This window comes from Mesorhizobium sp. WSM3626 (assembly GCF_000513935.1).
Lineage (GTDB): Bacteria > Pseudomonadota > Alphaproteobacteria > Rhizobiales > Rhizobiaceae > Mesorhizobium > Mesorhizobium salmacidum.
In genome coordinates this window covers 70208-84317 of record NZ_AZUY01000005.1, presented here as the reverse complement: position 1 = coordinate 84317, position 14110 = coordinate 70208, and the positions used below count along the sequence as shown (strand labels likewise).

9 protein-coding genes are annotated in these 14110 nt (G+C 61.3%); 2 read left to right on the top strand and 7 right to left on the bottom strand.

What is annotated here, in order from left to right; all coding sequences use genetic code 11:
• The first annotated feature begins 216 nt into the window (after positions 1-216).
• Positions 217-4758: a hypothetical protein gene (locus M653_RS0105790; RefSeq protein WP_156938152.1), complete on the top strand. Its 4542-nt coding sequence runs from the start codon at positions 217-219 to the stop codon at positions 4756-4758.
• A gap of 146 nt (positions 4759-4904) precedes the next feature.
• Here M653_RS0105790 and M653_RS0105785 read toward each other — a convergent pair whose 3' ends face one another.
• The 7 genes from M653_RS0105785 to M653_RS0105755 form a co-directional block, all read right to left on the bottom strand.
• Positions 4905-5894 carry a 2-dehydropantoate 2-reductase gene (locus M653_RS0105785; RefSeq protein ID WP_027142466.1) on the bottom strand — a complete coding sequence of 330 codons (990 nt, stop codon included), beginning with the start codon at positions 5892-5894 and terminating at the stop codon, positions 4905-4907.
• 67 nt (positions 5895-5961) lie between these two features.
• Entirely contained in the window at positions 5962-7482 is a 1521-nt protein-coding gene (locus tag M653_RS0105780) for an acyl--CoA ligase (protein ID WP_027142465.1), read from the bottom strand.
• Between the two features lie 158 nt (positions 7483-7640).
• On the bottom strand, positions 7641-9227 hold the full coding sequence (gene ggt / locus M653_RS0105775) for a gamma-glutamyltransferase (RefSeq protein WP_027142464.1): 1587 nt from the start codon (positions 9225-9227) through the stop codon (positions 7641-7643).
• A gap of 42 nt (positions 9228-9269) precedes the next feature.
• Positions 9270-10070 (bottom strand): ABC transporter permease, encoded by an 801-nt coding sequence (locus tag M653_RS0105770; protein WP_027142463.1) that lies wholly within the window; start codon positions 10068-10070, stop codon positions 9270-9272.
• Positions 10067-10993 carry an ABC transporter permease gene (locus M653_RS0105765; RefSeq protein ID WP_027142462.1) on the bottom strand — a complete coding sequence of 309 codons (927 nt, stop codon included), beginning with the start codon at positions 10991-10993 and terminating at the stop codon, positions 10067-10069. Before M653_RS0105765 ends, M653_RS0105770 begins: the two co-directional genes overlap by 4 nt.
• Positions 10990-12075, bottom strand: coding sequence for an ABC transporter ATP-binding protein (locus tag M653_RS0105760; RefSeq protein WP_027142461.1), 1086 nt, complete (start codon positions 12073-12075; stop codon positions 10990-10992). The genes M653_RS0105765 and M653_RS0105760 overlap by 4 nt, the downstream gene beginning before the upstream one ends.
• Before the next feature lie 70 nt (positions 12076-12145).
• Positions 12146-13180: an ABC transporter substrate-binding protein gene (locus tag M653_RS0105755; protein WP_027142460.1), complete on the bottom strand. Its 1035-nt coding sequence runs from the start codon at positions 13178-13180 to the stop codon at positions 12146-12148.
• Positions 13181-13396: 216 nt separating this feature from the next.
• Here M653_RS0105755 and M653_RS0105750 point away from each other — a divergent pair, with 216 nt between their 5' ends.
• On the top strand, positions 13397-14098 hold the full coding sequence (locus tag M653_RS0105750) for a GntR family transcriptional regulator (protein WP_027142459.1): 702 nt from the start codon (positions 13397-13399) through the stop codon (positions 14096-14098).
• The last annotated feature ends 12 nt before the right edge of the window (positions 14099-14110 follow it).

Genomic DNA, 14110 nt, shown 5'->3' with positions numbered 1-14110 from the left:
AGCCAGGGATTGTCCACGGCGGTAGGATGATCCTACTGCGTCGCCCTCATGGTTCTCGGCGAGATCGACGGCCTCCGCGAGCAGGTTTTCTGCAAGCCGCGTTTCTGCGGGACTCAAATTACTACGGAAAGGCTTGCAATATCTGCTGCCGGTGCAAAGATCGTCAGACCATGTCGTCACCATCAGATAACGACGTAGAGGACTAAGAGAACTGGCATGGCTGGCGGCGGAATTTCATCGATGTTAGTTGGAGGCGTCTCAGATAAACTTGGCAATGACTATGAAGCACACTGGACTCTGATAGAGGCTCTAAAGGTATTAAGTGGTCAAGCCGACGAGATTCGCCTTGAGCCATTCAACGAGAATTCCGCAGGATTGGAATTTAGGTTATCAGCAGATAGACTGAATTTCTGGCACCAGTGTAAAAGGCGTCGGACGTCCGGCAGCTGGACTATGACAGCCCTCAAGGCTGAAGGTGTGCTACAAGCGTTTGCAAGAAAATTGACCGACCCTTCCAACCGTTGTGTATTCGTCTCCGCAGATCCCGCTGCGGTGCTTAAGTCACTGATTGAGAAGGCCCATCTTGCGGAGACTCTAAGAGACTTCGTTGACGGAATTTCGGACTCGGACCGCGAGGCGCGAAAGCAGTTGGTGGAGATCTGGCGGGTCGATCCTGAGACGGAACTCGATTGGCTCAAGCGTTGTCAGGTCGAAACCGTATCAGATTATTCTATACTCCGGGAATTCCGTGGGATCGCCTCACTTCTGTTTGAGTCTGACGTAGAAGAGGTTCTCGATCGCTTATCGGGCTTTTTGATATCCAAACTAACACAGACTATCACAACCAATGGCTTCCGTGCCGCGATTGATGAGCTTGGCATAGGTTGGAAGGCGCGCTTTGACTTGAGTATCGACGCAAGATTTGTCGAAGCGACAGACGAATACTTGGCCTCCTTACCACCTCTCATAGCAAACCGTGAATTGCTGGTTGCGGATGTCGACGACGCCGTGACGCTGGCGATGGATCAAGGCCATAACATAACAGTGGTGGCCGGTGGTGCCGGTGGCGGAAAAAGCGTGGCACTCTACAAGACCATTGAAAGCGCTCGCGCAATGGGATGGCCCGTATTGGCCTTTCGGATTGACCGCTTCCTTTCCTGTCATGCGGTCGGCGAGATCGGTGAGGCTCTTGTGGGGCGAGCAGAGAGTCCGGTTGGACTGCTCGGAAATCGCTACGGAAACAAATCCTGCTTGCTTGTGGTCGATCAAGTCGACGCGGTCAGCGAGGCGTCTGGAAGATCCGGCCGGATTCGCGAATTGCTATTTCGCATATTGGGCGAGTCGCATTTCTATCCGAGGATGAAAGTGGTTATCGCCTGCCGCTCTTATGATTTGGAACGAGACAGCCGCCTTAAGCCGCTATCTGAGAACATTGTCACACGCTCCATCACCCTGCGACCACTCAGTTGGGATGATGCGGTAGTGCCTCTAATGGGTAAACTTGGGCTGGGCGATCGGCGCTTTACGGACCAGGAGCGGAGCATCCTATCGGTGCCGATCAATCTCCAGCTTTTCGCCAGTATCGTCCTTGCTGGTGAAGGAATTGAAGGCGAGATTTCCAGCGGTCGGTTGTTCGATCAGCTCTTAGAGGTGCGAGGACGAGATTTTCTTGCTGCAGGTTTTTCATGGACGCCAGAGGCCGCGTTGGGCGCGATGGCTTATAGTATGAGCGAAAATCAAGACTTGACAGCACCGCCAGCGGTGTTGGCAGCGTTTCCCGGCGCAGTCCACGCTTTGAACTCCCATGGGCTCATTAGCGCGATTGGTGGAAAGTTGCAGTTCGCGCACGAGTCTTTCTTCGATCACATATTCTCTCGGCAGTTCCTCGCCACAGGACAATCTGTTCATAGTTTGCTTACAAGTGACGAGCAGCGTCTTTTTCGACGAACGCAAGTCCGTCAAATTTTTTCGCGTCTGCGCGATCTTGCTGCGACACGCAAATATCTCTCAGATCTCAGACAGGTCATGGACGGCGGTGACATTCGTTACATCATTAAGGATGCTGTGGCGTACTGGCTCGCAGACGTGAACGCGCCAACACGCGAGGAATTGGCGATTGTCCAGCCTTGGATAATGTCGGAAAGTCCCCAAAGGAACCTCGCAAAGCTGGTCTTACATGGTCGTGACTGGTTGCCTCTGGTCATCGGTTCGGGGCTTGCACAAAGTTGGATCAATGCAAGCGATGAAATTAAAGAGCTTGCTTTCTCCGTGCTCCGCAAAGGGGCGCCTCGTCATCCCCGCATCGCCGCAGCATTCATCCGCAGCTGGTGGGCTGGCGACAATAAGCGTGGGGCCGAGTTAATTGCTTGGTTTAATCGACTTTACCCTGAGGAGCCGATTGGCGAGCTTGAGACTCTGTATGGCGACCTAGTAGCAGCGACGAGCGATGGCGATGTCATAGAGAAGCTGTCCGGGAACTTTGACCTCGCGGCTTGGACGCACAAGAACAAGGCGCTTGGTGCGAGCATACTAGGTTTCTGGCTTCGCCGTTGGATGAAAGCTTATCCGCAGAAGCATCCATTTAGCGATGCGGGAGAGGGGCAAAGTACGACCCATTGGCTGGAGGAGATCGTTAAGCATTCGCCGGAAGCCTTTCTCAATGCGATAGTGCCACCGTTCGCGAACGCTCTCCGATTAGACCGCGATAAAGCGGGGCGAAAAGATACACTGACGATTAGATTGCCAATCGGTACGCATGATCAGCATTATGTCAGATTTATCGCTCAGGCACTTGCTAGAATCGCATTAGAAAACCCAGACAGGGCGTCGGCTTATCTGGACCAGATTGAGCCAAATGGTGCGGTGGCGCTATATTTGCACTTCGTAACTATAGCGGCAAATGGACAACATCTTGCCAATCGGTTGCTTCCTCTCATTCAGGACGAGCAGGCATTCAAAATTGGCCAATCAGGCGGTGAGTGGGAACCGGCAGCCAGTGCAGCAAAGGCGGCTTTCCCTTATCTTTCAGCTAAAGATTGCTCGGCAGTGGAAGCTATTATATTGTCCACCCGAACCGAGTTAGATTGGGCAGGGGAATACTTAAGGCTTTCCAAGGAGAATGTGGACAAGTTTCGTAGATACGACCACCCGAGGGAGTATATTATACGGATACTAAATACTTCGGGTGAGCACGAACGAGCCGTTCTGACAACGATTGGGCGAGCGCACTTGAGCCCACGGGCGTTGCGTCGCCTCGAAGAACTTGATCGAAAATTCAAGCAGCGGCCACCACCGGAAGCTTACGGCATTAGAGGGGGCTGGGTTCAGTCGCCAATCCCACATGACAAGGCTGGTTTTATGACAGACCCACAATGGCTGTCCGCGATGGAACACTATAAGCGCGACGGTCGTCACCGATATGAGCGAGGCCGTGTCATAGGAGGGGCTCGAGAACTCGGTTCCGCGCTTCAAGCGAGGGCGAAAAACGAACCAGAACGCTTTGTAAGATTGTTGGAACGAATGCCGTTATCGCTAGATGCGGTATATCCCGAGGCGATTTTAGACGGCGTGCGCGAGAGCAGCGGAGAAGCGGCGCTGATCGCCCGTGCGATTAAGGCCGCCGTTAGATGGTCGAGCCACTCATTCAACCGAGCGGTCAGTTGGACAGTCAACAAGCATCCAAGCGCAGCCGCCGATACCGAAATACTAGCTCTTCTGCTCAAAATAGCCGCGTCGGGCACAGCGTCTGATACAGCAGTCCGCACTACAGGCCCGTCCGAACAATCTACCTCTGTGGAGGAGTTGTTGCGTGGGGATGAGGATATCTACGCAAGCGGTATCAATCAGGAGCGCGGCTCTGCATATGAAGCTCTTGCTAGCGTCTTGTGGGACGAGGAGACCACCTTAGACGATATCACGGCACTGGTCGAACGCCGAGTTGACGAGGAGCCACTTGCATCAGTTTTGGTGTGTATGTTGCATACGGTGAACTCAATCGCAAAATACGATACGGAGCGGGGCATCAGCCTTCTGACGCGGATCGCTGACCGTGACCTAAGCCTGATGAGGTCTCAAGGAGGGCATCATCTACTGCAATGGATAAGCGTGAGCTATCCTGAGCAAGTTGCAAAAATTATTCGGCAACTAATGGCCTCTGAGCACGAAAGCCTGAGAGTTCTCGGACTTTTCCTAGAGTCCGGGACGGCCCTAAACGACGATACCGCGAGCATTGCATTTCTGGAAAACACGACTCACGACACGCTCCGGCGCCGGGTAGCGGCCTTTCGCGGCTGCGGCAACATTAGCTCTGATAAGATCGGTGACCGCGCTGCCCAATGGCTAAGACTGCTTGTCGACGATCCCGAGAAACTTGTGCGAAACGAGCTATATCATGTGAACTGGGGCGAAGTTCTAGACGGGGACACAGACCGAGTCGAACTCGCCAGATCGTATTTGAACTCAGCCGCTTTCGAGGATCACTCAGATAATTTGGTTCACGCGTTGGAGGAACGCGTTGATCGATTTCCCGGATTTGCATTTGAAGTGCTCCACCGCGTATTGGCGCTCTATCCGGTTTGGGCAAAAAATGGCAGGCAAGGTCACTATACGACCATTCACCATCTAGGTCGTTTGCTCGTTGAACTTTACCGCGCGGTAGACGATGAACGGGAGCGGGAGCTTCTGGACCTTTTCGACACCTATCTGGCCCGCGATATGTACGACATACGAAGTGAGATGAGCAGCTACGAAAGACAGTAGGACAACACCTCCCCTTCGTCCGTGTCTCCGCCACCTGCCGCGTCAACTTATCCTTGATCGCTTAAGTCGCGCCTGGCTGCGCATCGATCCTCTTGAACGGAGGACGCATCATTCGGGCGTCACCCGCCGATCGACAGCGGCAGTGGCTAGTCTACCGGCGTATAACACCCCCGCTCCATCGCCAGCCGCCTCACCAGCGCCAGCACCCCATCGATAGCCGGCGTTGGCTTGCCCGTCAGCCGCCCAAGCTCCTGCACCGCGCCGACCAGCGCGTCGATCTCCATCGGTCGGCCGCGTTCCAGGTCCTGCAGCATCGAGGTCTTGTGTTCGCCGACGTCGCCGGCGCCCTTGATGCGGCGGTCGACGTCGATGGGGAAGCGCACGCCGAGGCTTTCGCCGATCGCCTGCGCTTCCAGCATCATGGTGCGGGCGAGTGTGCGGGTGCCCTCGTCGGCGACAATCGCGGCCAGCGTGCTGCCGGTCAGCGCCGAGATGGGGTTGAAGGAGAGGTTGCCCCACAGTTTTACCCAGATCTCGCCGCGAATGTCGTCGCGCACCGGCGCCTGCAGCCCGGCCTTGACCATCTCCCCGGCCAGAAGTGTGGCCCGTTCGCTCTTCTCGCCCGAGGGTTCGCCGAGCGAGAAGCGCTTGCCCTCGACATGGCGGATCAGGCCGGGTGCATCGACCTCGACGGCGGGGTAGACCACCGAGCCGATGACGCGCTGCGGGCCGAGCCGCTCCCAGATCGTGCCGCCGGGGTCGACCTGATGCAGCCTGGTGCCTTCGAGCGCGCCGCCGGCCTTGTAGAAATACCACCAGGGAACGCCGTTCTGCATGGTGACGACCGATGTGTGGTCCCCAAGCAGCGGTGCGATCTGGTCGAGCGCGGGCGCGACGGAATGCGCCTTCAGCGCCAGCACGACATAATCCTGCGCGCCAAGATCTTCCGCCTTGGCGGCGGCGCGGACCGGGGCGGTCGTTTCTTTCCCGTCCTCGATCAGGCGCACGCCATTTGCCTTGATTGCCTCGAGATGCGCGCCGCGGGCGACGATCGACAGGTCGGTCCGGCCGGCGATGGCCAGCTTTGCCGCGAGATAGCCGCCGATGGCGCCGGCGCCGAAGATGGTGATCTTCATCGTAGTGAGCCTTTGATTCTGTGCATGTCGTTATCTCGGAACCGAGGACACTTCCAAGCGACATGCATTAGAGCCCGAGTTTGGCGGCCAGCCCAATGCGCTGCAGCTTGCCGGTCGCGCCCTTGGGGATCTCGTCCAGGATCAGCACCTTGCGCGGCACCTTGAAGTCGGCGAGCCGCATCGCGGCGTGGGCGCGGATTTCGCCCTCGGTTGCGCTCATGCCTTCGCGCAACACCACGGCCGCCGCCACCTCCTCGCCAAGCTTGTCATGCGGCATGGCGAAGGTCACCACCTGCGCCACCGCCGGGTGGTCCATCAGCACGTCGTCGACCTCGAGCGGCGAGATCTTCTCGCCGCCGCGATTGATGATCTCCTTCAGCCGGCCGGTGACCCTGAGATAGCCGTCATCGTCGAGCACGCCCTGGTCGCCGGTGTGGAACCAGCCATGCGCGAAGGCCGTCGCGTTGGCGTCCGGGTTCTTCTCGTAGCCTGACGTGACGTTGGGGCCGCGAATGACGATCTCGCCGGTCTCGCCGGCTTGCACCAGCCGACCGTCCGGCGCCATGACGGCCACTTCCGGTCCGCCGGCGGAACCGACGCTGCCCGGCTTGCGCAGGCCCGGCGGCAGCCGGTTCGACGCCATCTGGTGCGCGGCCTCGGTCATGCCGTAGGATTCGATGACAGGGCAGCCGAAGGTCGCCTCGAGTTCGGCCATCACCTGCGCCGGCAGCGATGCCGAGGACGAGCGAATGAAGCGCAGGCGTGCCGCCGCCAGCGCTTCGGCATTGCGCGCCGCGCGCGCCAGGATCGCCTGGTGCATGGTCGGCACGGCGGTGTACCAGCTCGGTTTCGCGTCGCTCAGCCACTGGAAGAAGCGCAGCGCGTTGAAGCCCGGCGTGCAGTAGATGCTGCCGCCCGATGCCAGTGACGACAGCACCGCCGCGATCAGGCCGTGGATGTGGAACAGCGGCATGATGTTGAGGCAGCGGTCATCCGCCGTCAGGCCAAGCGTCGCGCCGATATGGCGGGCGGAGGCCGCGACATTGGCATGGCTGAGCGGCACCAGCTTGGGGCGTGAGGTGGTGCCCGACGTATGCAGCAGCAGGGCGATGTCGTCGTTCCCAGCCATGGCGGGCGCCGCTTGCTGGCCGACCGCCGCGCCCTTGATGGCAAAACTGCCGGCAGGCGCGTCCGGCGGCACGATGAGCCGCAGCACGCCGATGCCGAGGCGACCGGCCACCGTCACGGCAGGGCCAGTCTCGTTCTCGGCGACGAGGATCGCCTTGGCACCGATGTCGGTCAGGTAGAAATCGAGCTCGTCGGCCCGGTAGGCAGGGTTGAGCGGCGCCGTCGAGGCGGTGGCCGCCACGGCGACGAAGGCCGTCGCCATCTCCGGCCCGTTCGGCAGCACGATCGCCACCCTGTCGCCCCGGCCGATACCGAGCGCATGAAGCTGTGTGGCTGTGGCTTTGATCAGCGCGCGCAGGCCGCCATGGGTGAGCGTGGGCCTGTCGGGTGCCAGGATGGCCGGCGCGTCGTCGGCGCCGGCCACGAGGCGGCGGGAGAGGTCTGTGTGGGTCTGGGTCATGGTTACCGGCTATGTTTCAGACGAGTGCTTGTGAAAGTCCAGTTGACGTTGGCGCCGCCCCCGCTCCGTCTCGGCTTCGCCGAGCCACCTCTCCCACGTAGTGAGGGAGAGGAAACCCCGGCTTTCAAAGGTTGCGACCAATCATCCTGCCGTAAACCTCAATACCCCAGCGCCATCCCGTCCTTGCGCGGATCCGACGCGCCGGTCAGCGTTCCCTTTTCCCAGTCGATCAGCACCGCCTGGCCGCCGCCGAGCGGATGGTGCGGCTCGGTGATGGCGTGGCCGCGCCGGCGCAGGCCTTCGATCGCCTCGGTGGGCACGTTGCGCTCCGCTTCCACCATGCCGTCGACGTAGAACACCCGGGGGGCATCGAGCGCCTGCTGCGGGTCCATGCCGAAATCGATCATGTTGGTCAAAAGATGGACATGGCCGAACGGCTGGTAGCCGCCGCCCATGACGCCGAACGGCATCACCACGCGGCCGTTTCTCGTCGCCATGCCGGGCATGATCGTATGCATCGGCCGCTTGCCGGGCGCGATGGCGTTGGGGTGCGCCGGATCGAGGCGGAAGCTCGAGCCGCGGTTCTGCAGCACCACGCCGGTCTTCGGGCCAACGACGCCGCTGCCAAAGGAGTAATAGGTCGAGTTGATGAAGGAGACCGCGTTGCGGTCGCGGTCGACGATCGAGATGTAGACCGTATCGCTGCCCGGCAACTGGACGTCAGGCAGATGGGTCATGGCGCGCTCGCGGTCGATCTCGGCGCGCAGCCGCTCGGCATAAGCGGCCGACAGAAGCTCCCTCACGGGCACCGGGACACGGTCCTGGTCGCCGACGAAACGGTCGCGGTCGCGATAGGCCAGCCGCCCGGCCTCGATCTCCAGGTGCAGGCGCTCGGCGCCGTTGGGGTCGAGCCCGCCGAGCTTGAAGCCCGACAGCACGTTCAGCATCAAAAGCGCCGTCAGCCCCTGGTTGTTCGGCGGCATCTGGTGAATCTCATGGCCGCCATAGCTGACGCTGACCGGCGCCACATAGTCGCCTCGGGTCGCGGCGAAATCCTCAAGCGAATGCAGTCCGCCCAATTCCTTGAGCCGGCGCACCATGTCGTCGGCGACCGCGCCTTCGTAGAATCCGGCGCGGCCGTGCTTGGCGATTATCCGCAAGGTGGCGGCCAGCTCCGGCTGCTTGTGCACGTCGCCGGCCTTCGGCGCGGCGCCGCCGGGCAGGAAGATGCGGGCCGCGTGCTCGTCGGCGGAAAGATCGGTCTCCGGGTCGGCCCAGTCGAAGGCGACGCGGTCGTGCACGACATAGCCGTTCTCGGCATAGTGGATCGCCGGCGCCAGCACTTCGGCCAGGTTCTTGCTGCCATGATCCTCAAGCAGCCGGCACCAGGCGTCGATGGCGCCGGGCACGGTCACCGCATGCGGCCCCTGTTTCGGAAGCTCGCTAAAACCCTTGTCGCGATACCAGTCGACGGTCGCGGCCGCCGGCGCCCGGCCGGAGCCGTTGAAAGCCAGCACCTCGCTTTGTCCCTTGGGGCAGTAGAGGACAAAGCAATCGCCGCCGATGCCGGTCGATTGCGGCTCGACCACGCCCTGCACGGCGGCCGCACAGATGGCGGCATCCATGGCATTGCCGCCGGCGCGCAGCATCTCGATGGCCGCAAGCGTCGAGAGCGGATGCGATGTCGCGGCAATCGCTTCGGTGGCACGAACCGGCGAGCGGCCGGGAAACTGGAAATCACGCATCTGGTCTGGATATCCTTGAGGCACTTGAGGGGTCCGATGAAATCAATGCCGGCGGCCGAAGATCTGCGCCAGCGACAACAGCAGGACCGAAAGCACGATCAGGCAAGTCGAGATGGCGGCGATGGTCGGGTCGATCTGGTCGCGCAGTGCGTTGAACATGCGGCGCGTCAAGGTGGTGGTCTCGCCGCCCGAGATGAACAGCGAGACGACAACTTCGTCGAAGGAGGTGATGAAGGCAAACAGCGCCCCCGAGACGATCGAGAAGCGGATCTGCGGCATCGTCACCTGCCAGAAGGCAGCGATGCGTCCCGCGCCCAGGCTGCGCGCCACGCGCTCCTGGTTCATGTCGTAGGAGCGCAGGCCAGACAGCACAGTCAGCACCACCAGCGGCAGCGCCTGCACCGTATGCGCGATGACAAGGCCGGTCAGCGTGTTGTTGAGGCCGATGCGCGCATAGAGGAAGAAGGTGCCGATGCCGACCAGGATCACCGGGACGATCAGCGACGCCGTGAGCAGCGCGTTGATGGTGCCGTTGAAGCGCAGCGTGCCTCTGTTGATGGCGTAGGCCGCCGCGGTGCCGAGCGGCGTCGCCACCAGCGCGGTCATGACAGCGACCTTCACCGACACGATGGTGGCGTCACGCCATTCCAGCGACTGGAAATAGCTTTCGTACCAGCGCAGCGACCATTGCTGCGGCGGGAATTGCAGCAGCGTCGAATCCGAAAACGACATGATGACGATGATGACCGACGGCGCGATCAGGAACAACAGCACGAGGCCGCCGAGGCCGTAGAGCCACAGGCGTTGCCGGTGCGAGATCGGCAGGCCGATATCTCCGCTCATCGTGAACTCCATACGCCGGTGGCGCGCGCGCCGAGCAGCCACTGGAATAGGCCGAGAAGCGCCAGCGTGACCACCAGCAGCACCACGCCGAGTGCCGCACCCGCGCCCCAGTTGGAATAGAGGCTGGTGGTCTGTTCCATGCGCATCGCCCACATCACCACCTTGCCGCCGCCCATCAGCGCCGGCGTGACGAAGAAGCCTAGGCACAGCACGAAGACGATGACCACGCCCGAGGCGAGGCCGGGCAGCGACAGTGGAAAGAAGATCTGCCTAAAGGTCGCGGCCGGGCCGGCGCCGAGATTCATGCCGGCGCGCAGGCAGTCGGTGTCGATGGTCTTCATCGAGGCGTAGAGCGGCAAAACGAGAAACGGCAGCAATATGTGCGTCATGCCGATGACCACGCCTGAAAAATTATTGGCCAGCGACAGCGGCTGGCTGATCACGCCGAGGTCGATCAGCCAGCTGTTGATCAGGCCCTTGCGCTGCAGGATCACCAGCCAGGCATAGGTGCGCACCAGCACCGACGTCCAGAACGGCAGGATGACGAAGATCAGGCAGATCGAGGCGGCCCGGCGCGGCAGCTGCGACAGCATGTAGGCCAGGGGATAGCCCAGCAGCACGCAGGCGCCGGTAACGATGAAGGCGACCTTGAAGGTGGTGATGAAGGTCCCGATGTAGGAGGCCTGCTCGAAAAACCGTGCGTAATTGGCGGCGCTGAAGGCACCGGTCTCGTCGAACAGCGACAGCCAGAACAGCCAGCCGATCGGCACGATGATGATGGCGCAGACGAGGAACAGGCTCGGCGCCAGCAGCGCCAGCAGCCGCAGTGACTCCCGCCGCGCATCGGCGCGTAGCGCTTGCGCGTTCAGATCCTGCCCCGCCGGGCCGGCGATCTCTTTCAGCAGGGCGGATTGCGCGCTCATCCCTCGGCCGCCACCAGGATCGTGTCCTTCGCATCGAGGCCGAGCGTGATCGGCTGGCCGGGCGCCGGCATTCTGGCCAGCACATCGCTGCGGCAATAATCGCGCAACGTCAGCTGGCGGCCGTCGCTCAGGCTGGCATAGCAGACGAAACTGTCGCCCTGGTAGATGATATCGCTGACCGTGGCATCGAGCACATTGATGCCGGTCGACGGCTCGTTCGCGGTGACCAGCCGTAACTTCTCCGGTCGCACCACCATCAGATGCCGACCCGCCGGCGGTGTCGGTGCGCCGGTCTGGATTCGCCTGTCCTGATACCAGACCGACCCGTTGCGGCACTCGACGGGAATGAAATTCGATTCGCCGATGAAGCCGGCCACGAATTGCGTCTTCGGTGCGGCATAGAGGGTTTCGGGCTTGTCGAGCTGTTCGATGCGGCCAGCGTTCATCACCGCGATACGGTCCGACATGGTGATGGCTTCGCGCTGGTCGTGCGTGACATAGACCGTCGTCATGCCAAGACGGCGATGAAGCGCGCGCAATTCGATTTGCATATGCTCGCGCAGACCCTTGTCGAGCGCCGACAGCGGTTCGTCCATCAAGACGATGCGCGGCTCGAAGACGATGGCGCGCGCCAGGGCCACGCGCTGGCGCTGACCGCCGGAGAGCTGGTCGACGCGGCGCTCGCCCAAGCCCTGCAGCTTCACCAGCTCCAGCGCCTTCTCCACGCGCTGCGCCGTCTCGGCTGCCGCGACGCCGCGCTGCTTCAGTGGAAAGGCGATGTTGTGGAAGACATTCATATGCGGAAACAGCGCATAGTTCTGGAACACCATGCCGATATTGCGCTTGTGGGGCGGCGTGGTGATGATCTCGTCGCCGCCAACCTTGATGCTCCCGCCATTGGCTCTGACGAAACCGGCCAGGATCATCAGCAGCGTCGTCTTCCCCGATCCGGAAGGCCCGAGCAGCGTCAGGAACTCGCCGGCTTCGACATCGAGATTCAGGTCGCGCAGCACCGGCACGCTGCCAAATCGTTTCTCGATCCGGCGCATGCTGATCGGCAGCGCGGATGGTGCAATGGACAAGATCGTTTTCTCCTGGGCAGAGACTGAAGGGGGCGGCGTTTGCGCCGCCCCGCAATGTCAGGGTTCCGGCCTATTGCTGGATCAGATTGTTGAACTTTTCCGTCGCCTCGACGAGGGTGTCGCGCCAGAACTCGGCATCCTGCAACACCTGCTTCTTGACGTTTTCGGGCGCCGAGTTGATGTCCTTGATCCGCTCGGGCGGGATCTTGCCGGTCTCGAAAGCCTTCTCGTTCACCGGCCCATTGTCGACATAGAGCGGCAGATTGGCCTGCAACTGCGGGCTGACGAACATCGCCAGCGCCTTCATCGCCGCTTCCTTGTTCTTGGCGCCCTTGGGGATGACCATGCAGTCGGCGGTGAGCACGCCTTGGTCGAACGAGAAGCTGACCGGCGCGCCTGCCTTCTTCAGGGTGCCGGCACGGCCGTTCCAGATGCTGGCCATATCGACTTCGCCATCCTTCACCAGTTGCATGGCCTGGGCGCCGGAGGTCCACCAGGCATCGACATGGCCACGGATCTTGTCGACCGATTTCAGCGCGCCGTCGATGTCGACGGGATAGACCTTGTCGATCGGCAAGCCCGAGGCGAGTGCGGCGACGCTCAGCGTCTCCGTCGCCTGGCTGCTGCTCAGCGCGCGCCGTCCCGGAAACTTCTCCACGTTCCAGAAGTCGGCCCAGGTCTTCGGGCCCTTGTCGCCGAAGACGTCGGTCCGATAGATCAGCACGACGGAGGTGTAGGAAATGCCGACCCAGTCGTCATGCACCAGCTTGGGGTTGATGCCGCTCTTGTCGATGATGCCGTAATCCAGCTTTTCGAACAGCCCTTCCTTGGAGCCGCGCGCGCATTCGTCGGCGCCCAGCTCGGTGATGTCCCATTTGACGGCATTGCCGGTCACCTGCAGGCGCACGTCGTCGAGGCCGTTGGTGGTGTCTTCCTTGATGGTGATGCCGAGCGCATCGGCGGTCGGCTTGAAGAAGGCCTTGGTTTCCGCTTCCTGATAGGTGCCGCCCCACGAGGCGACGGTGATGGTGTCGGCGGCGAGGGCAGGCACTGCCACGGAGGCAATGAGGCCGGCTATCGCGAAAGTTCTAAAGTTCCTGTTCATTTCGGTTCTCCGACCGGTGTTCCCATTTGTTTTTGATTTGGCATGCGATTTTGTATACAATTTCGAATGTAGCCGAGAGATCGGTGTTGTCAACTCCGGCGAGCACGATCAATACGACGCGATGGGACGGTGCCGCAGGGCGTGGCAAATTGCACCGACTGCGACTACAAACGAGGCAATGTTCGGCTAAAGCAGCCGGAGAACTGGGAACGGACCTTGGCCAAGGAAACAAAAAACACGCTGCGCGACTCGGTCTATTCCGCACTCAAGGCGATGATCGTGACCGGCCAGATTCCGCCGGGCTCGCGCGTCACCGAAAGCGACATCGCGGCAAAACTCAATGTCAGCCGCACGCCGGTGCGCGAAGCCTTCAACCGCCTGGAGCGCGACGGACTGGTCACCGGCCGGCCGCGCCAGGGCTATGCCGTCACCGAGTTCGACATCAACATGTTCCGGGAGGCCTTCGACATCCGCGAACTGCTCGACGGCCATGCGACCGAACTGGCGGCGGCCGCCGCGACCGAGAAGGACAAGGCGCGGCTGCGCGCCATGCTGGCCGAATGCGAGCGGCTGGCCGCCATTCCCGATCGCACGACGCGCGAAAAATTCCAGGAACTGGAGGTCGGCATCGATCTGCACCGCGTCATTGCCGAAATCAGCGGCAATGCGATGCTGCACGGCATGCTTTGCGGCATCCTCGACAAGTGCCAGCACTATGTCTGGACCGAACTCTTGTGGCTCGACGAATGGAAGATCGCTCGCGACGAGCATGCCGAGATCGTCGAGGCGATCTGCGCAAACGACGCTCGCCGCGCCGGAACGCTGGCGCGCGCCCATGTGCGCGGTTCGCGCGAGAACGTGTTGCGCCTGCTGCAGGCGAAATCGGACTATCAGAGTTTTCTGGCCAAGGCCTCCTGAACGAGACAGCCC

Coding starts and splice junctions, on each gene's coding strand:
- M653_RS0105780 (WP_027142465.1), bottom strand. CDS start 7,482: ATGACCCAGACCCACACAGACCTCTCCCGCCGCCTCGTGGCCGGCGCC.
- ggt (WP_027142464.1), bottom strand. CDS start 9,227: ATGCGTGATTTCCAGTTTCCCGGCCGCTCGCCGGTTCGTGCCACCGAA.
- M653_RS0105790 (WP_156938152.1), top strand. CDS start 217: ATGGCTGGCGGCGGAATTTCATCGATGTTAGTTGGAGGCGTCTCAGAT.
- M653_RS0105785 (WP_027142466.1), bottom strand. CDS start 5,894: ATGAAGATCACCATCTTCGGCGCCGGCGCCATCGGCGGCTATCTCGCG.
- M653_RS0105765 (WP_027142462.1), bottom strand. CDS start 10,993: ATGAGCGCGCAATCCGCCCTGCTGAAAGAGATCGCCGGCCCGGCGGGG.
- M653_RS0105770 (WP_027142463.1), bottom strand. CDS start 10,070: ATGAGCGGAGATATCGGCCTGCCGATCTCGCACCGGCAACGCCTGTGG.
- M653_RS0105755 (WP_027142460.1), bottom strand. CDS start 13,180: ATGAACAGGAACTTTAGAACTTTCGCGATAGCCGGCCTCATTGCCTCC.